The organism is Shewanella sp. cp20 (genome assembly GCF_000832025.1).
Classification (GTDB): Bacteria; Pseudomonadota; Gammaproteobacteria; order Enterobacterales; family Shewanellaceae; genus Shewanella.
Genome location: NZ_JPII01000007.1, coordinates 203,240 through 223,913 on the forward strand (window position 1 = coordinate 203,240; position 20,674 = coordinate 223,913).

A 20,674-nucleotide genomic window follows, 5' to 3' on the forward strand; every position below is an offset into this window, starting at 1 on the left:
GACAGAAAAAATCGTTAAGCAATAAAAAACACCGCCGATTGGCGGTGTTTTTCTTTTTATCTAGAGCTGTTTAGTCGAGTGGGTTAGTCGAGCGGGTTAGTCTTCTACCTGCCACTCAATGGTTTCGCCGGCGCGGATCGGCACTACGCCCGTGTCACCCAGCGGATAGGTGGCGGGCACCTCCCAGCTGCGCTTGACCAGAGTGATGGTGTCTGCGTTGCGCGGCAGGCCGTAGAAGTCAGGGCCGTTGAAGCTGGCAAAGGCTTCCAGCTTGTCCAGGGCGCCCACCGACTCGAAGGCCTCGGCGTAGAGCTCGATGGCGGCATGAGCCGTGTAGGAGCCGGCGCAGCCACAGGCGGCCTCTTTGCGATCCTTGGCGTGTGGCGCCGAATCTGTGCCCAGGAAGAACTTCTTGCTGCCACTGGCCGCAGCCGCCAGCAGGGCCTGCTGGTGGGTGTTGCGCTTGAGGATAGGCAGACAGTAGAAGTGAGGACGAATACCACCGGCCAGCATATGGTTACGGTTATACAGCAGGTGATGGGCCGTGATGGTAGCGGCCACATTGTCCGGCGCATTCATGACGAAATCTACCGCGTCCTTGGTGGTGATATGTTCCAGCACTATCTTTAGCGACGGGAAGTCGGCGACCACCTGCTTGAGGGTGTTTTCGATGAAGGTGGCTTCACGATCGAAGATGTCGATGCTCGAATCCGTGACTTCGCCGTGTACCAGGAAGAGCATGCCGACTTCCTGCATCGCTTCCAGCACAGGGTAGATGTTTTTCACATCGGTTACACCCGAGTCAGAGTTGGTGGTGGCACCCGCAGGATAGAGCTTGGCGGCAACCACCTTACCCGAAGCCTTGGCGGCGCGGATGTCATCGGGTGTGGTGTTGTCGGTCAGATAGAGCACCATCAATGGCTCGAAGTTGGTGGTGCAGACCGCCTTGATGCGCTCATAGTAGGCCAGTGCCGAGTCGACATTGGTGGCCGGTGGCACCAGGTTAGGCATGATGATGGCACGGCCCATATAGCGGCCAGTGTCTCTTACGGTATCGGTTAGCACGTCACCATCGCGCAGGTGAACATGCCAGTCATCGGGTCGGGTAATGGTTAATTTGGTCATCGAGGACTCTTTCTTTTGCGTGGACTGGCTGGATCTTATGTGGCTGGCCAGGGCCTGTAAAGGGCTATCTTGGTTTTATCCCCCAAGCAAAGGTGGTCAAGATTTAATCTTACTATGCTCACTATGCCACCGAGATCACTGTTTTCACTATTCGCTTAGATTTTTCTAATAAAAGGAATTTGCATGTAATGGTGAATGTAATACACTCACGGCCAAGGTCTGTTTAGTGCAGTAGGAGAAGCATTGAGATGAAGAAGATACTGATCATAGGTGGCGTCGCCGGTGGCGCCTCGGCGGCGGCAAGGGCGCGCAGACTCAGCGAAACCGCTGAAATCATTATGTTTGAGCGTGGCGAGTATGTCTCCTTTGCCAACTGCGGCCTGCCCTATCATATCAGTGGTGAAATAGCCCAGCGCAGCGCCCTGGTATTGCAGACCCCAGAGAGTTTCAAGGCCAGATTCAATGTGGATGTGCGTGTCCAGCATGAGGTCGTGGCTATCGACCGCGTCGCCAAGCAGGCGACCGTAAGACGCTTGAGTGATGGCAGCGAATATCGGGAAAGTTATGACGCCCTGCTGTTAAGCCCAGGTGCGGCGCCCATAGTGCCGCCTATTCCTGGTGTCGATAATCCTCTGACCCATTCCCTGCGTAACATTCCCGACATGGATAGGATTCTGCAGACGATCCAGATGAACAATGTCGAGCATGCCACCGTCGTCGGCGGCGGCTTTATCGGCCTTGAGATGATGGAATCCTTACATCATCTGGGCATCAAGACCACGCTGCTGGAGCTCGCCGATCAGGTGATGACCCCGGTGGATCGTGAGATGGCGGGCTTTGCCCATCAGGCGATCCGTGAGCAGGGCGTGGATCTGCGCCTGGGTACGGCACTATCGGCCGTTGAGTATCAACCGCAGACCCATCTGGCCAGCGAGGCCGCCGGTGAAGAGACCAGCCATCAACACATCAAGGGTCACCTCAGCCTGACCCTGAGCGACGGCCAAACCTTAGATACGGATCTGTTGATCATGGCCATTGGCGTGCGCCCCGAGACTCAGCTGGCGCGCGACGCAGGTCTGGCCATCGGTGAGCTCGGTGGCATCAAAGTAAACGCCATGATGCAGACCAGTGACCCCGCCATCTATGCGGTAGGGGACGCCGTCGAAGAGCAAGACTTCGTGACCGGCCAGGCCTGTCTGGTGCCACTTGCTGGTCCGGCGAATCGCCAGGGGCGCATGGCGGCCGATAACATGTTTGGTCGACAGGAACACTATCAGGGCACCCAGGGCACGGCGATCTGCAAGGTATTCGATCTGGCTGTTGCCGCCACGGGTAAGAACGAGAAGCAGCTCAAGCAGGCGGGCATCGACTATGAGAAGGTGTACGTACACACCGCCAGCCATGCCAGCTACTATCCCGGCGCCGAGGTGGTCTCCTTCAAGCTGCTGTTCGATCCCGTCAAGGGCACTATCTTAGGTGCCCAGGCGGTGGGTAAGGATGGTATCGACAAGCGGATCGACGTGATGGCGGTGGCCCAGCGCGCCGGCATGACGGTCGAGCAGCTGCAGCACCTGGAGCTTAGCTACGCGCCCCCATACGGTAGCGCCAAGGATGTGATCAATCAGGCGGCCTTCGTGGCCAGCAACATCATCAAGGGCGACGCGACTCCGATCCACTTCGATCAGATAGATGATCTTAATCAGGATCAGCTGCTGCTGGATGTGCGTAATCCGGGCGAGCTGAAAAATGGTGGCCTGGAAGGCGCTCTCAACATTCCGGTGGATGAGCTGCGTGATCGCATGCATGAGCTGCCTAAAGACAAGGAGATCATCATCTTCTGTCAGGTGGGGCTAAGGGGCAACGTGGCCTATCGTCAGCTGGTCAACAACGGCTACCGGGCACGCAACCTGGTCGGCGGCTATCGCACCTATATGTTTGCCCGCGTGTAAGCTTCAGTCTTTAAAGTTCTCAGGCCGGGGCACCTTGCCCCGTCCCTTCCTTGTGCGACAGATGAAAGAGGTACTCGATGTTTTCATCATTCGCTATCGCCCTGTGCGGTGGTCTGTTAATTGGCTTGGCGGCAAGCCTTCTCATGGTCGTCAATGGCCGTATCGCGGGTGTCAGTGGCATCATATCCGGCGCCTTGTGGCGCAGTGAATCGACGGGCTCGGCCATAGGCTGGCAGGTCTATTTTCTTGCCGGAATGGTGCTGAGCGGTCTGCTGCTGGCCGCCCCCTTGGAGGCGTGGCTGGCTATCGAACCTGTGGTGATTAGTGCCAGGGGAATCGCCTTGCCGACCCTCTTGCTGGCGGGGCTGCTGGTGGGCCTGGGCAGTTCTCTGGGTAATGGCTGTACCAGTGGTCATTGCATCTGCGGCATGGGACGCCTGTCGCCGCGCTCCATCGCGGCATCGTTACTCTTTATGCTGGTGGGCGTCATCGCCGCCGTGCTACTGAGTTAGGAGGGGGCTATGCGTAATTTAATGGCGTTACTGTCCGGGTTGCTGTTTGGTGCCGGTCTGCTGCTCTCTGGGCTTGCCGATCCTGCAAAGGTGCTTGGTTTCTTAGATATCAGTCGTGTGGTCAGCGGTGAGTGGGACCCGAGCCTGATGCTGGTGATGGGCAGCGCCTTGAGCATCTATCTGCCCGTCTATCTCTTGTGGGTCAAACCCAGAGCCGCGCGTAAGCAAGGCCCGGTGCTGGACAGTCAATACCATCTGCCTGGCAACACCCGTATCGATGGGCAGCTAGTGCTGGGCGCCGCCTTGTTTGGCCTGGGCTGGGGCATGTTAGGCATCTGCCCTGGCCCCGCGGTGGTTAACCTGGCCAGCCTAGATCCCATGGCGCTGGCGTTCATGGCCGCCATGGTGCTGGGGGTTTACCTGGGTAGGCTGATTAAGAGAACGATCGCACGTAGGGAGTCTGGCCCAATCCAGATCTAAGCGGCTTATTTTTATATAAAAGTGCTTGGCAGCCTCACGCTTTGATGCTTAGCTTATAGGTAGATAATTGATAAGGCCAAGGTTGGCCATCTAGTCTGCTGGAGCCTGCTATGCACTGCTTGCTGTTTAGGGATAGGTCTGCGTTCTCTTTCTCGTTCTTAGTGGCGTTAGAGGCGTTAGAGGCGTTAGAGGCGTTAGTGGTATTAGTGGCGCTGGTTATATTAGTGGCGTTAGCCCTTCGGCTGTTGGCGCCGGTCTGAGTCTGGTCGGTGCCATGTCAGAGATACCGCAGCCACTGTTAGCCCTCATCCTTCTTCTGGCCATCGCCTTAGCGGCTTTGGCGACCCTTAATCTTCTGCGCCGCCGCGCTGTCGACTTTGCCGCCTTGGCAAGCTCAGTCGACGATGGACTCATTCTTATCGATGACAGCGCCAGGATCTTGGCCCATAACCCTCGCGCCGCCACCTTGATGAAGGGCGAGGGCAGCGATATCAAGGGCCAACCGCTCAGCCTCTGGCTCAAGGATTCCAGCGGCGAGCAGTTGCAAGTGTTTGCCGACCGTCAGCTTGGCACCAGCATGAATCTGGGCCAAGAGATCTTAAGCTTTACCCGCCTGGCTCGTGAGCCCAAGGGGCTGCTCCTGTTGGTGCGTCATCACGACCTGGAACAGGACATTCGCCAGGATATCGCCCGCTATCACCACAGCCAGTATTTCGCCAAGATAGGCACCTGGGACTGGCAGGTAGGTACAGACACCCTCTATTGGTCCGATGCCATCTACGGCATCTTCGGCTATAAGCTAGGCGAGGTGACGCCCAGCTATGAGTTCTTCTATTCACGTGTGCATCCCGAGGATCGCGACAAGGTCAAGGCGGGTGAGGCGCGCTGCATCGCCACGGGGGAGAATCATGACGAGGAGTATCGCATCGTCTGGCCCGACGGCTCTGTGCACTGGATGCGCGAGACGGGCAACCTGGTGAAGGATAGCGAGGGACAAGTGGTGAAGATGGTGGGTGTGGTGCGTGATATCACCCAGGAGAAGGCCTTGCATCATAAGCTGGAGCAGATGGCCCACCAGGACCCTTTAACCGGACTGCCCAACCGGCTGCAGCTTGAGGTTCGCCTGAGTGAGGCGATTGGCGAGGCGGCGGCGCGAGATGGTCGTCTGGGACTGATCTTCATCGATCTCAATCAGTTTAAGCAGATCAACGATACTCTGGGGCATCAGGTGGGAGACAGGGTGCTGATGACGGCGGCGACCAGGTTGCAGAGCCTTCAGGGGCCAAAGGATTTGGTGGCTCGCATCGGCGGCGATGAGTTTGTGATGCTACTGCCCCAATGGCCGACTGACGCTGAGCTGGATGAAGTGGTCGCGCGCCTGGCTAAGGCGTTGTTTGAATGCTTCGGCGAGCCGGTGAGCCAGACTGGCAGGGGCATACAGGCCAGCATCGGCTTTGCCATCTATCCGGATCATGCCAAGCATATGGATGCCTTGTTACATGTGGCCGATCAGGCCATGTATATCGCCAAGGGGCGGGGCGATAACCAATATCATCTGGGGCCGGATCATAGAGCCGATCTCGGCCATCGTCTGGTCCATTGAGCTAGCTGGCCGTCTGCAGTGCCGGGCTGACCGATAACGCCTGCCGACGGCGCAGGAAGAGGGCGTAATACCAGGCGAGCGCCGAGAACCAGGAGATGGTGAGCGTCCACACATCGTGTGAGATGAAGTGAGCGCCCCTGAGCTGTTGGGCGATGCCGAAGGTGAGCCCCAGCAGCAGGCCAAAGCCTAAGCCAATCCAACGAAACCTTGGGCCATAGGCCAGGGCGAAGAAATAGAGTGCCACCCAGGCGTAGCCGCCGCTGGAGTGACCGGCGGGAAAACATTGACCCGGCGAGTCGGCATCAAACTGACCCGAGAATAGCGAGAAATAATCGGCGATACCGCCGAAGATTTTCAGGTGCCAGGGACAGTCCAGGTGTACCAAGGACTTGCCGAGTCTCACCAAGAGTACGCTAGTCAGCACGCTCATGAAGAGGAAGGCCAGGCCCCTGCGATAGGCCTTCAGTGCCGGTTTCTTATAGCTTAGCCCCAACAGGCTAAGCACTATCACCCCCAGTAAGATCACAAAGTTGCGCCCGCCGACATGGATTAGCTTCTCGGTAAGCCAGGCATTGCGTAGCGGCCAGCCGTCGACGCCACCTTCGAGGCGAAACAGCCATTGCCCCAGGGCGATATCCAGGTGGAATAGCTCGATGAGGCTGACCGCCAGCAGGAAGCAGATGGCGGGTAGCATGAGGTGATGACGCCAGAAGGCGGGTGAGGTTGGCGTGTCTACTGGCAGGCTAATCGACTCAGTCATCGGCTCTGTCATCGGCTCTGTCATCGGCTCTGTCACCGGTTTGGCAATCGACATAGCAAAGTGTCCCATCGGCACCTAAGCTCAGGTGCAAAGATAAAAATAGCGGTTAGGGAAACAGTCTAGGGAGGGGAGCGTGAATATTATGTGGATTGCCCGGCCGCTTGGACGCAGCCGGTTTTGAACCGAGTATAGACCTTAGCGCTTGCTCGATTCCACGGCGGCGGCCTTGATCGCCTCGGCCAGTGCCAATACGCCGTTGGTGCGCGATGGACTCAGCTGGCCGCTGAGCCCTAGCTGATCGAAATAGGCATTGAGATCGAGCGCGGCTATGGTCTGCCTGTCTTGCCCCTGTACTGCTGTGAGCAGCAGGGCTATTAGCCCCTTGACGATGCGGGCATCGCTGTCGGCCAGGTAGTAGTGTTTACCCTCTATCTCTCTGTGATAGAGCCAGGCATTGCTCTCGCAGCCCCTGACCTGAGCCGATTCCTGCCTTAGCGCCTCAGCCAGTGGCGGCAGGCGTTTACCCAAGAGCATGAGGGCGCGGTAGCGCTCCTGCCAGTTGGCGGCCTGGGTGAAGCTTGGCAGTATCTCCTGGGGATCCAGTGTCAGGCCGGTAAAGGCCTCTGTGGATGGGCTTAGCTGGCTTTCATTTAACTGGCTTTTACTTACCTGACTGTCACTCATTTGGAACTCGTTCAATTAATACTGTGGCTCGTTAGAGCAAGAGGTCTTTTACCGATTCTAGCGCCTGGATGAAGCGATTGATATCTTCATCCGTGCTATACACGCCGAGAGAGGCGCGGCAGCAGCCTGAAAGGCCCAGGGCCTGCATCAGTGGCATGGCACAGTGATGGCCACAGCGCACGGCGATTCCCTGCTGATCCAATAAGATCCCCACATCCTGATGATGCTCGCCGCTAAGGTTAAAGGCCACGGCGCCGACATTGTCGCCGTGGGCACCATAGAGGGTGATCCCCCCAAGTTGCTTGAGCTCGGCCTGCAGCCGTTTGAGCAGAGCCTGTTCGTGCGCCCTGACGGCCTCGCGCGGCAGTGACTGGATGAAATCGATGGCGGCGCCCAGGCCTATGACCTCGGCAATGGGCGGGGTGCCGGCCTCGAGACGATTGGGCAGGATATTAAATTCTGTGGCTTCGAAGCTCACCTGCTTAATCATCTCGCCGCCGGTCAGCAGGGGCTCGAGCCGGTCGAGTTGCTCGAAGCGGCCATAGAGGATGCCAACGCCCGTGGGGCCATACATCTTGTGGCCGGAGAACAGATAAAAGTCGCAGTCGATGGCCTGCACATCTACCTCGAGATGGGCAATCGCCTGGGCACCGTCGATGAGCGTGAGTGCGCCGACCGCCTTGGCCTGGCTGATCATCTCCTTAACGGGATTGACCGTGCCCAGCACGTTGGAGACATGGCACAGGGCGACGACACTCGGCTTACGGGCAAGCAGCTGTCGGTAGGCGTCTTGGTCGAGGCGCGCCTCGTCGGTGAGCGGAATGGGCACTATCTCGGCGCCGGTTTGTTTGGCCAGCATCTGCCAGGGGACGATATTGGCATGGTGGGCCGCGCTGTCGAGCAGGATGAGATCTCCTGCGTTTAGCTGGCCAGCCAACCCGAGTGCCACCAGGTTGATCCCCTCTGTGGTGCCGTGGGTAAAGATGATCTCTTCCCGGCGGTCTGCCTTAATGAAAGCCTTCACCTTGTCGCGCACCGCCTCATATTGGCCGGTGGCACGGGCAGACAGCTGATGGGCTGCGCGGTGCACGTTGGCATTGTCCGCCTGATAGTAGCGACTCATGGCGTCGATCACCCCCTGGGGCTTCTGACTGGTCGCGGCCGTGTCCAGATACACCAGCGGGTAGTCGCCGAGTGACTGGGTGAGGGCGGGAAACTGACTGCGCAGCTGGCTAAATTCCATCGATTGGGTCCGTTGGGTGGTTCAAACAAAAAAGGCGCTCAGATCTTGGGAGATCTCAGCGCCTAATGCAAGTTGCATTTAGCCTTTTGGGCCAATCTGGGCTTTAATTTCAGGCCTTAACATCAGGTCTTAGGGGCAGGGGATACGATAGATGTCTGCCAGCTCGTCGATTCTGCCCTGCAGCTCGTCACTCAGGCTGACGGCCGCGCTGTCGATATTCTCTTTCAGCTGGTAGAGGTTAGTCGCCCCTATGATGTTGCTGCCCACGAAACGGCGGCCGTTGACGAAGGCCAATGCCATCTGCGCCGGGCTCAGGTTGAACTCCCGCGCCAGCTCTACATAGGCCTGGGTGGCATCCAGGGCCATCTGCGAGCCTGTGTAGCGGGCGAAGCGCTTGAACAGGGTGAGTCTGGCACCCTCGGGCCATTGACCGTCTAAGTATTTGCCGCTCAGGGCGCCAAATGCCAGTGGCGAGTAGGCCAGCAGCGGCAGTTCTTCCCTGTGAGCTATCTCGGCCATGCCCACCTCGAAGCTGCGGTTAAGCAGGTTGTAGGGATTCTGCACGCTGATGATGCGCGGCAGGCCGTGCTTCTCGGCCAGTTGCAGGTACTTCATCAATCCCCATGGGGTCTCGTTGGAGACGCCTATGTAGCGGATCTTTCCCGCCTTGATCAGATCCGCCAGGGCTTCGAGCGTCTCCACTATGGGGGTGAGCTTTTCGTCATCTTGCTCTTGGTAGAAGAGTTCGCCGAAGAAGTTGGTGTTGCGATCCGGCCAGTGCAGTTGATAGAGATCTATGGTCTCTATCTGTAATCGCTCCAGGGAGTCGTTAACCGCCTGATGGATGTTGCGCCAGTCCAGCGCCATGTTCTGACGGATATAGTCGCTCTTGCCACCTGGGGCCGCGACCTTAGTGGCAATAATGAGATCGTCACGCTTGCCCCTGGCCTTGAGGTAGTTGCCCAGGATGCGCTCTGTCTCGCCCTGGGTCTCGGCCTTAGGCGGCACGGGATACATCTCGGCGGTATCGATAAAGTTGATGCCCTGTCCGATGGCGTAATCGAGCTGCTCGAAGGCCTCGGCCTGAGTATTCTGTTCACCCCAGGTCATGGTGCCCAGGCAAATTTTACTGACGTCTAAGCTGGAATGGGGGAGTCTTGTGTAGTCCATTCAAATCTCCAGAATGCGCGAGGATTACCTCTGAGGCTAGCAAGCTTTAATCTGAAACACTAGCTAATTTATCTCTCCCTAACTCAAAAATTATCTTGATGATTTGTTTGTAATTTTTGCGGCTAAAGTTTAAGCAGCATGGGGATTTCACAGGCATCGTGGCCCGTGTTGCCAAGGGGGGCATCGAGGTGCTCGAAGCCGAGCTTCTCATAGAGATTGATCGCCTCGCTTAAGCAGGCAGTGGTCTCCAGATAGCATTGGCTAAAGCCCTGAGCGCGGGCAAACTCGAATGCCTGTAGTGCCATGCGTTTGGCAAAGCCCTTACCCCTGAGCTTGGGGTCGAAATACATCTTCTGCAGTTCGCAGACATCAGCGTGTCCCGGCAGTGGCGCGATACCGACACCGCCCAGCACTAAGCCCTTGTAGTCGACCACCCAGTAGTGGGCCTTTTCGCCCTGGTAGACGCCGTAGAGATCGTCCAGGGTAGGGTCGGCGACGCTATAGCCCTTGTCTGGGGTCAGGCCATATTCGGCGGAGACATTGCGGATCACCCTGGCGATATGGGGGTTGTCTTCCTGGGTGAGGCTGCGGATCTCATAGCACTGCTGGGCGTTGGCCAGATCTATGGCGCGGGTGTATTGGCCCAGGCTGGTTTCCAGCTGGGTTATCTGCTCAGGTGACAGCTGAGCCAGGATCTCCTGGTACATCTTGTTCTGTTGTTCGTTCAGGCGGTTGAGCTGACGCTTGCCCTGGGGAGTGAGCTGACACAGGGAACTGCGGCTGTCTCTGGGGTTGTTGCGACTCTTGGCAAAGCCCTTGTCGCAGAGTTGGCTCACGGCGCGGCTGGCATTGGACTTGTCGATATTCAGGGCCAGGGCCAGCTGCTTTATCGACAGCTCCTGAGTGCCGAGTTCGATCAAGGCGTGGGCCTGCACCGGCGACAGTGGCTGATCGCCACAGGCGGAGTTGAGCATGCCCAGTTGCCTCACCAATTGCCTCGACAGGCTGCGCAGCGAAGAGCAGGTCTGGGGCAGTTCGACAGCCTGAGGGAGACAGGCTTCTTCGTTTATCGAAGGGCAAGATGGTGACATGGTTAGGATCCGAGTGAGCTATATAGTTGCGATATACATCTAACTTAGATCCCTAAAAAGAGAAATGCAAGCTTTTGCTAATGTAATCATCTGGGCAGGTTCGGCTTGGTGCTAACCTGCCTCGTTTCACCCTACCTGGATTAAGACTTGTGGCGCCACCTGAGGGATGATCAGGCGAAGATCGCCGGGTTTAATAGCGGAGCCATCGCCAGCACTATCGCCTGGGTATAGACGCTCTCACGGCTGGCCTTACCCTGGGTAAAGAGACCGATAGCCCCCCCCTTCTGTTTGATGTTGACCGTGTTGAACAGCCTGTCCATCACATCGCCAAGCTCTTCACCGGCCACCAGGGCATCGTACACCCTTGCAGGCAGGGGGAGCTGGGCGCTGCGACCTATGCTGAGTTGTCCCCTATGGATGATCGCCATGTAGGCGTAGGTGGCCGCGCCGTGATCGAACAGGTCGACCCCGCCCTCCATGGCAACATAAAGATCGGCCGCCAATGCCTCATCCTTCGTACCTTGTTGCTCGCAGTAGCGGGCGCGGTTGATGGCGCCCTCGCGGGTCTCAGTATCCGTCATCGGCTGGGCGGCAACCCCCGAGGGAGCGTGTATGCCCTGGCAGAGGATCTCGGCTTCGGGAAACAGCAGGGAGAGGGCATTGCGGGCGGCGCCTATCTTGACGGGGTTGGTCGAGCCGACCGTGATGCGAAGGATAGCTTGTTGGCTGAGAGCGCTGGGCATGGGTATTCCAAAAGTGAATGAATCGACAGGGCGCCATTTTGCCATAAAGCGCCTCGGGATGCATGGCGGCGGAGGTTGGGCGTGCGGCGAATTCCTTAACCCGTTAATGCCAGCCCGTGGCGACGAAAGCCGCTGGCGCTGGGCTGGGCCTGAATGACCTTAGTTTAACAGATGTGAAAAAGGGTAACGCGGATGTGATGTTCTGGTTCGCTTTGGTTAGCGCGAGATTGCCGTTATGAAAATTTATAACGTAATAATTTCGATTTGGCTCACAAAGCCGATTCATTCTGAAAATTCATTACAAAAAAGGGTGTCAGATCAATTTCTGGCGACCCGGCTGCTATATGCTGTGCCCGAATTTTAGTCGTGCTCGCCGGGCGCAAAAGCGCGGTATGGCGGGGCGTCGGACCACTCAGATGCTATAGCATCGATAAGGTTATTTTATGCAAAACGAAGCGACAATCTCTGATGTTAATCTCACGCAGCGCCAAGGTTGGACTCGCAGCGATACAACCTGGATGTTGAGTCTTTTCGGCACCGCAGTGGGCGCCGGGATCCTGTTTCTGCCCATCAATGCGGGCATGGGCGGCTTCTGGCCACTGGTGTTGATGGCCGTCATCATAGGCCCAATGACCTATCTGGCTCACAGGGGCCTGTCCCGTTTCGTCTGCTCCTCTCAGCGTCAGGGCAGCGACATCACCCATGTGGTCGAGGAGTATTTCGGTGTCGGCGCCGGTAAGGCGATCACCTTACTCTACTTCTTCGCCATCTACCCCATAGTGCTCATCTATGGCGTGGGGATCACCAACACGGTAGACAGTTTCATCGTTAACCAGCTGGGAATGGCATCGCCGCCACGCTTCCTGTTGGCCGGTATCTTAGTGCTGGGCATGATGTCTGTGATGGTGTCTGGCGAGAAGTTTATGCTCAAGGTGACTCAGCTGCTGGTGTATCCGCTGGTGGGGATTCTGGCCTTCATGTCGCTCTACCTGATCCCAAGCTGGAAGATGGACGCCCTGATGGAAGTGCCTGCCGCCGGTGAGTTCTTAGGTACCGTCTGGCTAACCATTCCGGTATTGGTGTTTGCCTTCAACCATTCGCCGGCCATCTCGCAGTTCTCGGTCTCGCTGAAGAAGCAACACGGTAGCCATGCCGCCAAGAAGGCCGATGTGATCCTGCGTAACACCAGCATGATGTTGGTGGGCTTCGTGATGCTGTTCGTCTTCTCTTGCGTGTTGTCACTCAGTCCGGCGCAGCTGGCGGAGGCCAAGGCGCAGAACCTGCCGATCCTCTCTTACCTGGCCAACGTACACGCCAGCGGTTTCGTGAGCTACTTCGGCCCTATCATCGCGGTGATCGCCATCGTTTCCTCTTTCTTCGGTCACTATCTGGGTGCCACCGAGGGTCTGAGGGGGATCATCACCAAGCAGCTGCGCAGCAGCAACAAAGTGGTGTCTGATGCCAAGGTCGATAAGTTTATTCTCGGCTTCATGTTCCTGACCATCTGGGGCGTTGCCGTGATTAACCCGAGCATCCTGGGGATGATTGAGGCCCTGGGCGGTCCTATTATTGCCGCCATCCTCTACCTCATGCCTATGTATGCCGTCTATAAGGTGCCTGCACTGAAGGCCTACCGTGGTCGCATCAGTAACATCTTCGTGATCCTGGCAGGCTTGCTGGCGATGACGGCCATCCTCTTCGGCATGCTCTCTTAATCGACTCATGTTGCGCCCGGCAGTAGACCGTCGGGCGAATCTCTGTGGAAGTATTTATGGTTAGCGCATTTGATATTTTTAAGATAGGTGTGGGTCCCTCCAGCTCGCACACTGTCGGGCCGATGAAGGCCGCCAAAGGATTTGTTGACGACCTGCGTCAGCGTGGAGAACTGCTGAATATCACCAGCGTCAAGGTGGATATCTATGGCTCCCTGTCGCTCACCGGCAAGGGCCACCACACGGATAGCGCCATCATCATGGGGCTGGCGGGTAACAGTCCTGAGTCGGTGGATATCGACCTGACGCCCGAGTTTATTCGCCAGGTGGCCTTGACCTCCTGTCTGCCGCTGGGCAGCGAGGCCCACGGGGTCGACTTTCCGCCCGAGGCCGTGGTGTTTCATCGCGAGGCGCTGGCGCTGCATGAAAATGGCATGACCCTGAGCGCCTACATCGGTTCCCAGTGCGTCTACAAGAAGACCTATTACTCTATCGGCGGCGGTTTCATCGTCGACGAGGAGCATTTTGGGATGACGGCGGCCAACGAAGTGGTCTTGCCATATCCCTTTGCCAATGCCACCGAGCTGCTGGATTTGTGCCAGGAGACGGGCATGAGCATCAGCGCCATCATGATGGCCAACGAGCGCTCGCTCCATAGCGAGGCCCACATTGCCGAGGGGTTCGAGGCGGTGTGGCACACCATGAAGGAGGCGATCGAACGCGGTTGTCAGACCGAAGGAGTCTTGGCCGGCCCGTTAAGGGTACCGCGCAGGGCGCCGGCGCTGTATCGCCAGCTGGCCACGGGTGAGCGCCTGTCGGCGGATCCTATGATGATCGTCGACTGGATCAACATGTTTGCCCTGGCGGTGAGTGAAGAAAATGCCGCCGGTGGCCGTGTGGTGACCTCGCCCACCAATGGCGCGGCGGGGATTATCCCGGCCGTGCTGGCCTATTTCGACAAGTTCATTCAGCCTGTCGGCCCCAAGGAATACAGCCGCTACTTCCTCGCCGCCGCGGCAATTGGTGGCCTGTATAAGCGTAACGCCTCTATCTCTGGCGCCGAGGTGGGTTGTCAGGGTGAGGTGGGGGTTGCCTGCTCTATGGCGGCCGCCGGCTTGGCGGAGCTGATGGGCGGTAATCCGGCCCAGGTCTGTATCGCCGCCGAGATCGGCATGGAGCACAACCTAGGGCTGACCTGCGATCCCGTTGCGGGTCAGGTACAGGTGCCCTGTATCGAGCGCAATGCCATCGCCTCGGTGAAGGCGATTAACTCGGCGCGCATGGCGCTACGCCGTAACAGCGAGCCCAGAGTCAGCCTGGACAAGGTGATCGCCACCATGTATGAGACCGGCAAGGATATGCATGTGAAATACCGCGAGACCAGCCAGGGCGGCCTGGCGATCAAGGTCACTAGCATCTGTGCATAAGGCTTGTGTATGAGCCTTTTGCTTAAGCCTTGCGCATCATCTCTGTAAATGAGCCATAAAAAAACGCCCTCAGGGGCGTTTTTTATTGAGTGAGGTATTTGCTTAGCCGCTACTTTTCCTCATACATCAGGTAGTAGCTCTGCTTCATGCCGAGGGCCTCATAGGTCTTTTGCGCCTTGTGATTCTCTTGCTCGACATAGAGTCTGAAGCTGGCGGCGCCGCCAGCCTTCTCGGCAATCTGCTTCACCGACTGATACAGTTTGGCGTAGATCCCCTGACGACGATTCTCTGGGCGGATATAGACGCTCTGGATCCAGTAATAGTCTTTGGCGCGCCAGTCGCTCCACTCGAAGGTGACCATGAGTGAGCCCAAGATCTCGCCAGCCTCCTCGGCCACCAGATAGAAGCCGCGGGCAGGGTTTTCGAGTAGTGTCTGTACACCCTGGGTGAGGATCTGTTGATCTAGGCTGAGCCCCTCGGTTTCGTTGGCCATGGCCTGGTTAAACTGTACCAATGCGCCGAGATCTGATTGTTGGCCTTTTCTTATTTGCATTATCGCCTCCTTAAATTTGGCCATACTCTAGCATGCTTCTCTGCTGAGTCGGGGCAGAATTTTTTCGATTGGCTCTTAGACTAAAGTCTAACTCTGCTATGCTTTGAAGATGGGGCTGCGAAGTGTCTATGGGGTGAGAAGATGAGTGATTCTGAGCAGAGAGAGTCTAGTAAAATCAATCAAAATCAGCGTGATAGCTTGGTTCGTGGTCAGGAGCTGGATAGGGTGAACCATCTGCTACATTTCCTGCTGACCCTGGCCACCCTCGGCGTCTGGGGGCTGGTCTGGTGGCACCTGATCTTAAAATCCCAGGGCAAGGCGGAGCGCCTGTTTCATGGCTTCGACGACGCCTACTGGAGCCACCTTATCGAGCGCGAGCAGCCCCCTGCCGCCCTACATACCTTTAGGGTCGACGCCAAGCAGGAATCAGTTTACTTCGAGGCCTGATGGGCCGCGCTTGATATGAATCACAGCTTACTGCAGGTTTCTCTGATATTATCCCGTTCCCATTTGCGTCTGCCGCTTGCAGCATTGCAACTTGCTCTGAAGGAATAAGGGCGGCAGGACCAAACCACTCTCGCGATTCAAGGTTATTAATGATGCGTCAACAAACCTCTTCTTGGCTGGGCCGTGCCTGGTCTGGCTGGATGTCTGTGCCCCTGTGGCTACAAATCCTTATCGGTATGCTCCTGGGTATTTGTACCGGTTTAGGCCTGGGTGAGCAGGCGGTACTGCTCAAGCCGATAGGTACGCTTTTTGTCAACACCATCAAGATGTTGATCGTCCCCTTGGTGTTCTGTTCCCTGATTGTCGGCGTGACTTCGATGCAAGACACGGCCAAGATGGGCCGAATCGGCTTTAAATCCTTCGCCTTCTATCTGGGGACCACCTCTATCGCCATCACACTCGGCCTGGCCGTTGGGCACTTCATGCAGCCCGGCGCCGGGCTGGCGATGACCTCGGCGGAGAGTCACAGTGCGGTGAAAGAGGTGCCCTCCATTATGGAGACACTGATTAACATAGTGCCCACCAATCCCATCGCGGCGCTGGCCAGTGGACAGATTTTACAGGTGATCGTCTTTGCCGTGGCACTGGGTATCGCCCTGGTGTTGATTGGCGATCACGGTAAGCCCGCCATCAAGGTGTTCGAGAGCCTTGCCGAGGCCATGTATAAGCTGACCGATATGGTGATGAAGCTTGCGCCTTACGGGGTATTTGGCCTGATGGCCTGGGTGGCAGGCGAATATGGCATGGACATGTTGATGCCGCTCATCAAGGTGATCCTGGCGGTTTATATCGGCTGCGCCCTGCATATCATAGGCTTCTACAGCCTGGTGCTGACCTTTGTGGCCAAGCTTAACCCGGTGCAGTTCTTCAAGGGGATCAGCAATGCATTGGCGGTGGCCTATACCACCTCGAGCAGTGCCGGTACTCTGCCTGCCAGCATGAAATGCGCCAGCGAGTCTTTAGGGATCAACAAGAAGATCTCCAGCTTCGTCCTGCCCCTGGGCACCACTATCAACATGGATGGCACCGCCCTGTATCAGGGGGTTACCGCCCTGTTTGTTGCCCAGGCCTTCGGTATCGATCTCACCTGGGTCGACTATATCACCATCATTCTCACCGCGACCCTGGCCTCTATCGGTACCGCGGGTGTCCCTGGTGCCGGTCTGGTGATGTTGACCCTGGTACTGACGACAGTTGGTCTGCCGCTGGAAGGGGTGGCCATCATCGCGGGTATCGACCGTATTCTGGATATGGCGCGCACCGTGGTTAACGTGTCGGGAGATCTGGTGGCCACCACAGTGATCGCCAAGTCAGAGGACGAGCTTGACCTGGAGCACTATAACGCCAACGCCGAGCAGAGCCAGATACTGGCAGAGCGCCTTGATAGCTAATTTTGGACAGCTAAGCCTAGCTTGTAGAGACAAAAAAACCGCCTAAAAGGCGGTTTTTTTTTGGAGGTAATCTCGACAATTACTGCTTACTGAGTACCAGCTGGGTCTTACCGTCTGCGTCTTTGAGCAGCAGCTTACCCTTGGCCAACTCGGCCTGGGTCACCTCAGACATCGCCTGCATGACGGTATGCTCCTGCTGCATCAGGGCATCGACACAGGCTTTCATCGTGCTACCGGCTGGGGAGAGGGTCAGCGCCTGGCCGTCCAGTTGATACTTACCGAAAAATTGGTTGCAGCTGTTATTGCCGCTGAGTGCGCCATCTTCGGCAAACACCAGCTGAGCCGGGCTATAATCGATGGCGGCCTTACCCTGGGCGACCTCTATGTGCCAGCTACCTAAAATATCCAGATCCTCGCCGCCTATGAGAGATGTACTTTGGCAGGCAGATAAGCCGAGTAAGGTACCGGCGATAAAAATAAACTTCTTAAACATGGGGAAACTTCCAATTCTGTGAGACAGATATTTTGACAAGCTTACTCTTAATTAAAAAGCCTTAATCGGGGTTTTTCCATGATATTTTGTTCATGGTAAGCTGTTTCCACTGTCGGCCCTGCTGTTCCGACAAAAAGCTGTGCCGACGGCAAGTTCTTCTGATATGGGAAAGATAAAGCGATGATGACAGGATTAAAACTGGCCCACTGGCTGGGACTCGCGATGGTGATGGTGGGCCTGGGGATCTATGGCCTGACCTCTTGGACTGAGCAGATGCAGGGGATACTGCTGGTCTCTAGCCTGCTAGGTCTGGGTCTGGTGATGATGTCGCCTTTCCCCATAGTGCTCTTCATTCAATGGGCAAAGGCGCAGGATCAGACTCAAGCGGAAACACAACAAGATAACCAAGGCTAAATTTGCCTTAAGCCTTTACGTCACCCTGCTGTGTCAGCTTTTGGTTGGCATGTAGATTCTGTCTCGCCGCCTCGACCATAGGTTCTATGGCCAGATGTGTGGTAGGGGTGAAGAAGCTCACGCCTATGCTGATCTCTGCCTTGATCTCTTCCTTGGCGATCTGCTTGAGCAGACGCTTGGTGAGGGATTCGAGGTTGGCCTGACTATCGACGAAGGCCAAGATGGCAAACAGGCCATCCTCGATCCGGGCCGAGACATCGGCATCTCGCATATTGTGGTGTATCACCCGCGCCAGCTGTCTGAGTCCATGACTCTGCTCGAGTTGTCCCTTGTACTGGGTATTATCTTGCAACAGGACGATACCCGCATGGGAACCGAAACGACGGCTGAGGCTGAGTTGTCTCGGCGCCATCAGGTTGAAACCATAGGGGTTGAGCATGCAGGTGAGGTCGTCTTGTACCGACATCATCTGGATCTGCTGCATCAGGAACAGATGCTTGAGCTCCGCCTGGATCAGGGCCTTGGCGTTTTCCATAAGCGGCAGGAGTCGCTGAAAATGTTTGCTGCGCTGGCTGTCACAGATCAGCATCACCCCGAAGGGCTGACCGTCTGACCAGTAGAGGGGCAGGGCCAGTAGGCTGTCGAAGCGGGCCAGATGACTCTCGGGATCTTGGCTCTCGGTGAGATCCAGCAGGCCGTAGGCGGTATGCTTGCTCAGAGCGTGGGTCAGGCTGGCATCATAAAACTGGGTGCCGGCATAAAGGTTGAGATCCGTGCGCTGGCGACTACAGACGACCTGATATTCGCCGTCGATACCTTGCAGTACCACACTGGCCTGAGCCTGATAAAATTCATTAAGTAGATCAACTTGTTGCTGCCAACGCGGCAGAGTAATGGCGGGATGATCGGCTTCCCTGAGCCAGAGGCTGGTATCGGCGCATTCTAATAGCATAGTAGTGCTCTCTTATTGTTATTATTTAATTGCATAACTCGCTAGTCTCTGTCGATCAGCCTAAAGACTGACGACACAAAGTGTTTACATCATACTCAAAAATCATATGTTGTGAGAATGTAAATTTTCAATTTTTGCGAGCAAAATCTATTTTCTCTTCTCTTTTGCCCCGCTGTGCAGGTATCTGTTTGCTAACAGAAACGGCCGAAATTAGCCCTTGCTCTCCGTCTCCACCGCCTCCTCGCTCTGATGATAGGACTTGAGCTGCTGCTTGGCCTGTTCCAGCATGGGCGCCAACTTGGCCGAGGAATCGGGAGCGAAGAAGGAGTGCCCCGAGTCTAGCTTTAGGCGATCGTTTTGCTGGGCCAGCAGTTTTTCGACCCTGCGGCTGATATGGCTAAGGTCGCGCTCGGCATCGACGAAGACCAACACCACGAACTGGCTGTGGCTGTAGTGTGCGGCGATGTCGGCGGTGCGTATGGTGTCCTGGATGATGTTGCCCAGTAGCCGGATATGTTTGTCCTCTATCTCATCTATCATAGGCGGATTGGGATAGAGCTCGAAGAAGAGTATGCCTGCATGGGCACCGAAGCGTCTGCCCAGGTTGAGTTGTCTGGGCGCCATCATGATAAAGCCGTAGTGATTCAACATGCCTGTGTCACGGTCGCGCATCGACAGCGACTCGATACGCTGACTCTGACACAGTAGCGCCAGATCTTGCTGCAGCAAGATTTGGAAGGGTTCCAGCATGAAGGCGTTAGTGCTGGCGGTTTCCCTGCTGCCGGGATTGACCACACAGAGGCAACCGAAAATGGTGCCGTCTGGCCAGAGAATTGGCCGGGACAACAAGCTGCTGGCGGTGGCGAGATCCTTAGGCAGCTCGGCATTGGATTCTCGGCTCAGATCCAGGTTGATCCCTTCGGGCTGACTGTTGGACAGGCGGGTGAAGAGCTCGAATTTTTCGTTATACAGGGTGCCGGAGAGAAATTTGCGGGTGTCGTTGATGGAGCTGACGATGATTTCAAAGCCAAGATCCGTCTGCTGGGCGACGAAGGCGACATCGGCCTCGAAATAGCGTTTCATCAGCTCACATTGATGCATCCACCTGACTAAGTTGATTTGCGCGTTATCGTTTTCAAGTATACTCACACCCGTATGAATGTTTTCCGGCAGCATGATCGGCTCTAACCTATTGGTGTTTCAAGTTTGTTAAGTGTGGTCGTCGATTAGCTATTTTGCAAATAGCCCGAATATTTAAGGGGATATCCTTGTTTCAATTGAGTATAGAGGGCCTGTCATGACTATCCGCTTGGCCACAGGTGCCGATCTCGATGCCCTCGTCGCATTGGAGGCGAGGGAGTGGCAGGCCGAGTTGACTCCAGGGCAACGCGGCGCTTTGATGACGGGCCAGCATTTTAGTCGCCAGGAGTTATCCGAGCTGATTCAGAAGCATTGGTTGCTGCTGGCCGAACGGGGAGGGGAGATCGCCGGCTATGTGATCGCCGGTCACTGGTCTTTCTTTGGGGACTGGCCCCTGTATCGCTCTCTGGTGAAACGGCTCGAGACGAGCCGCTTCGAGATGCCCCAAGGCATGGTCGGCGCCAGCAATAGCTGTCAGTATGGCCCCATCTGGATCGCACCATCTCAGCGTGGAACGGGTCTGTTTGCCGAGCTGGTGGCCGAGCTTAAGACGCGAGTCGCCCCTCAATATCCCTACATGGTTACCTTCATCGCCGAAGACAATGAACGCTCCTTCGCCGCCCATACCCAGAAGGGAGGCATGCAGGTGCTGGACTTCTTCGAATTCGACGGCCGTGGCTACTATCTGCTGGCGACAGCGACAACTTAGGCCTTGAGAGGCTAAC

At 56.5% G+C, this 20,674-nt stretch carries 21 protein-coding genes; 10 read left to right on the top strand and 11 right to left on the bottom strand.

Annotated elements, in window-relative coordinates; genetic code table 11:
• Positions 1–96: 96 nt before the first annotated feature.
• Positions 97–1,125: a dihydroorotase gene (gene pyrC / locus DB48_RS01225; protein ID WP_041508508.1), complete on the bottom strand. Its 1,029-nt coding sequence runs from the start codon at positions 1,123–1,125 to the stop codon at positions 97–99.
• Between the two features lie 248 nt (positions 1,126–1,373).
• Here pyrC and DB48_RS01230 point away from each other — a divergent pair, with 248 nt between their 5' ends.
• From DB48_RS01230 to DB48_RS01245, 4 genes are all read left to right on the top strand, one after another.
• A complete protein-coding gene (locus DB48_RS01230; protein WP_041508509.1) occupies positions 1,374–3,074 on the top strand; it encodes an FAD-dependent oxidoreductase in 1,701 nt (566 codons plus the stop codon).
• A gap of 77 nt (positions 3,075–3,151) precedes the next feature.
• Positions 3,152–3,586 carry a YeeE/YedE family protein gene (locus tag DB48_RS01235; protein ID WP_041508510.1) on the top strand — a complete coding sequence of 145 codons (435 nt, stop codon included), beginning with the start codon at positions 3,152–3,154 and terminating at the stop codon, positions 3,584–3,586.
• Positions 3,587–3,595: 9 nt separating this feature from the next.
• Positions 3,596–4,066, top strand: coding sequence for a DUF6691 family protein (locus DB48_RS01240; RefSeq protein WP_041508511.1), 471 nt, complete (start codon positions 3,596–3,598; stop codon positions 4,064–4,066).
• Between the two features lie 274 nt (positions 4,067–4,340).
• On the top strand, positions 4,341–5,669 hold the full coding sequence (locus DB48_RS01245; protein ID WP_052813597.1) for a diguanylate cyclase domain-containing protein: 1,329 nt from the start codon (positions 4,341–4,343) through the stop codon (positions 5,667–5,669).
• 1 nt (position 5,670) lies between these two features.
• Here the strand turns inward: DB48_RS01245 and DB48_RS01250 are convergent, their stop codons facing one another.
• From DB48_RS01250 to yjjX, 6 genes are all read right to left on the bottom strand, one after another.
• A complete protein-coding gene (locus DB48_RS01250; protein WP_235375310.1) occupies positions 5,671–6,483 on the bottom strand; it encodes a phosphatase PAP2 family protein in 813 nt (270 codons plus the stop codon).
• Positions 6,484–6,624: 141 nt separating this feature from the next.
• Complete coding sequence (locus tag DB48_RS01255) at positions 6,625–7,113, bottom strand: SufE family protein (protein WP_041508512.1); 489 nt, start codon at positions 7,111–7,113, stop codon at positions 6,625–6,627.
• Positions 7,114–7,144: 31 nt separating this feature from the next.
• Positions 7,145–8,356 (bottom strand): cysteine desulfurase, encoded by a 1,212-nt coding sequence (locus tag DB48_RS01260; RefSeq protein WP_041508513.1) that lies wholly within the window; start codon positions 8,354–8,356, stop codon positions 7,145–7,147.
• A gap of 129 nt (positions 8,357–8,485) precedes the next feature.
• Positions 8,486–9,526, bottom strand: coding sequence for an NADP(H)-dependent aldo-keto reductase (locus DB48_RS01265; protein ID WP_041508514.1), 1,041 nt, complete (start codon positions 9,524–9,526; stop codon positions 8,486–8,488).
• A gap of 122 nt (positions 9,527–9,648) precedes the next feature.
• Entirely contained in the window at positions 9,649–10,617 is a 969-nt protein-coding gene (locus DB48_RS19785) for a bifunctional helix-turn-helix transcriptional regulator/GNAT family N-acetyltransferase (protein WP_082035559.1), read from the bottom strand.
• Positions 10,618–10,787: 170 nt separating this feature from the next.
• Entirely contained in the window at positions 10,788–11,360 is a 573-nt protein-coding gene (gene yjjX / locus DB48_RS01275; protein WP_041508515.1) for an inosine/xanthosine triphosphatase, read from the bottom strand.
• A 443-nt stretch (positions 11,361–11,803) separates the two neighbouring features.
• Here yjjX and DB48_RS01280 point away from each other — a divergent pair, with 443 nt between their 5' ends.
• Complete coding sequence (locus DB48_RS01280; protein WP_041508516.1) at positions 11,804–13,075, top strand: serine/threonine transporter; 1,272 nt, start codon at positions 11,804–11,806, stop codon at positions 13,073–13,075.
• A gap of 56 nt (positions 13,076–13,131) precedes the next feature.
• Positions 13,132–14,499, top strand: coding sequence for an L-serine ammonia-lyase (locus DB48_RS01285; RefSeq protein ID WP_041508517.1), 1,368 nt, complete (start codon positions 13,132–13,134; stop codon positions 14,497–14,499).
• Between the two features lie 109 nt (positions 14,500–14,608).
• Here DB48_RS01285 and DB48_RS01290 read toward each other — a convergent pair whose 3' ends face one another.
• On the bottom strand, positions 14,609–15,052 hold the full coding sequence (locus DB48_RS01290; RefSeq protein WP_041508518.1) for a GNAT family N-acetyltransferase: 444 nt from the start codon (positions 15,050–15,052) through the stop codon (positions 14,609–14,611).
• Positions 15,053–15,193: 141 nt separating this feature from the next.
• Here DB48_RS01290 and DB48_RS01295 point away from each other — a divergent pair, with 141 nt between their 5' ends.
• Positions 15,194–15,499, top strand: a complete 306-nt coding sequence (locus DB48_RS01295) for a DUF4234 domain-containing protein (protein WP_052813598.1) — start codon at positions 15,194–15,196, stop codon at positions 15,497–15,499.
• A 152-nt stretch (positions 15,500–15,651) separates the two neighbouring features.
• Positions 15,652–16,950: a dicarboxylate/amino acid:cation symporter gene (locus DB48_RS01300; protein ID WP_041508662.1), complete on the top strand. Its 1,299-nt coding sequence runs from the start codon at positions 15,652–15,654 to the stop codon at positions 16,948–16,950.
• A 79-nt stretch (positions 16,951–17,029) separates the two neighbouring features.
• Here DB48_RS01300 and DB48_RS01305 read toward each other — a convergent pair whose 3' ends face one another.
• Positions 17,030–17,443, bottom strand: a complete 414-nt coding sequence (locus tag DB48_RS01305) for an META domain-containing protein (RefSeq protein ID WP_041508519.1) — start codon at positions 17,441–17,443, stop codon at positions 17,030–17,032.
• Positions 17,444–17,623: 180 nt separating this feature from the next.
• On the opposite strand from DB48_RS01305, the gene DB48_RS01310 reads away from it, so the two are divergent.
• On the top strand, positions 17,624–17,857 hold the full coding sequence (locus tag DB48_RS01310; RefSeq protein WP_041508520.1) for a hypothetical protein: 234 nt from the start codon (positions 17,624–17,626) through the stop codon (positions 17,855–17,857).
• Positions 17,858–17,864: 7 nt separating this feature from the next.
• Here DB48_RS01310 and DB48_RS01315 read toward each other — a convergent pair whose 3' ends face one another.
• Positions 17,865–18,809, bottom strand: coding sequence for a GGDEF domain-containing protein (locus DB48_RS01315; protein WP_041508521.1), 945 nt, complete (start codon positions 18,807–18,809; stop codon positions 17,865–17,867).
• A 210-nt stretch (positions 18,810–19,019) separates the two neighbouring features.
• On the bottom strand, positions 19,020–19,985 hold the full coding sequence (locus DB48_RS01320) for a deoxycytidine triphosphate deaminase (protein WP_041508522.1): 966 nt from the start codon (positions 19,983–19,985) through the stop codon (positions 19,020–19,022).
• Between the two features lie 121 nt (positions 19,986–20,106).
• Here DB48_RS01320 and DB48_RS01325 point away from each other — a divergent pair, with 121 nt between their 5' ends.
• Positions 20,107–20,658 carry a GNAT family N-acetyltransferase gene (locus tag DB48_RS01325; protein ID WP_041508523.1) on the top strand — a complete coding sequence of 184 codons (552 nt, stop codon included), beginning with the start codon at positions 20,107–20,109 and terminating at the stop codon, positions 20,656–20,658.
• Positions 20,659–20,674: the final 16 nt, after the last annotated feature.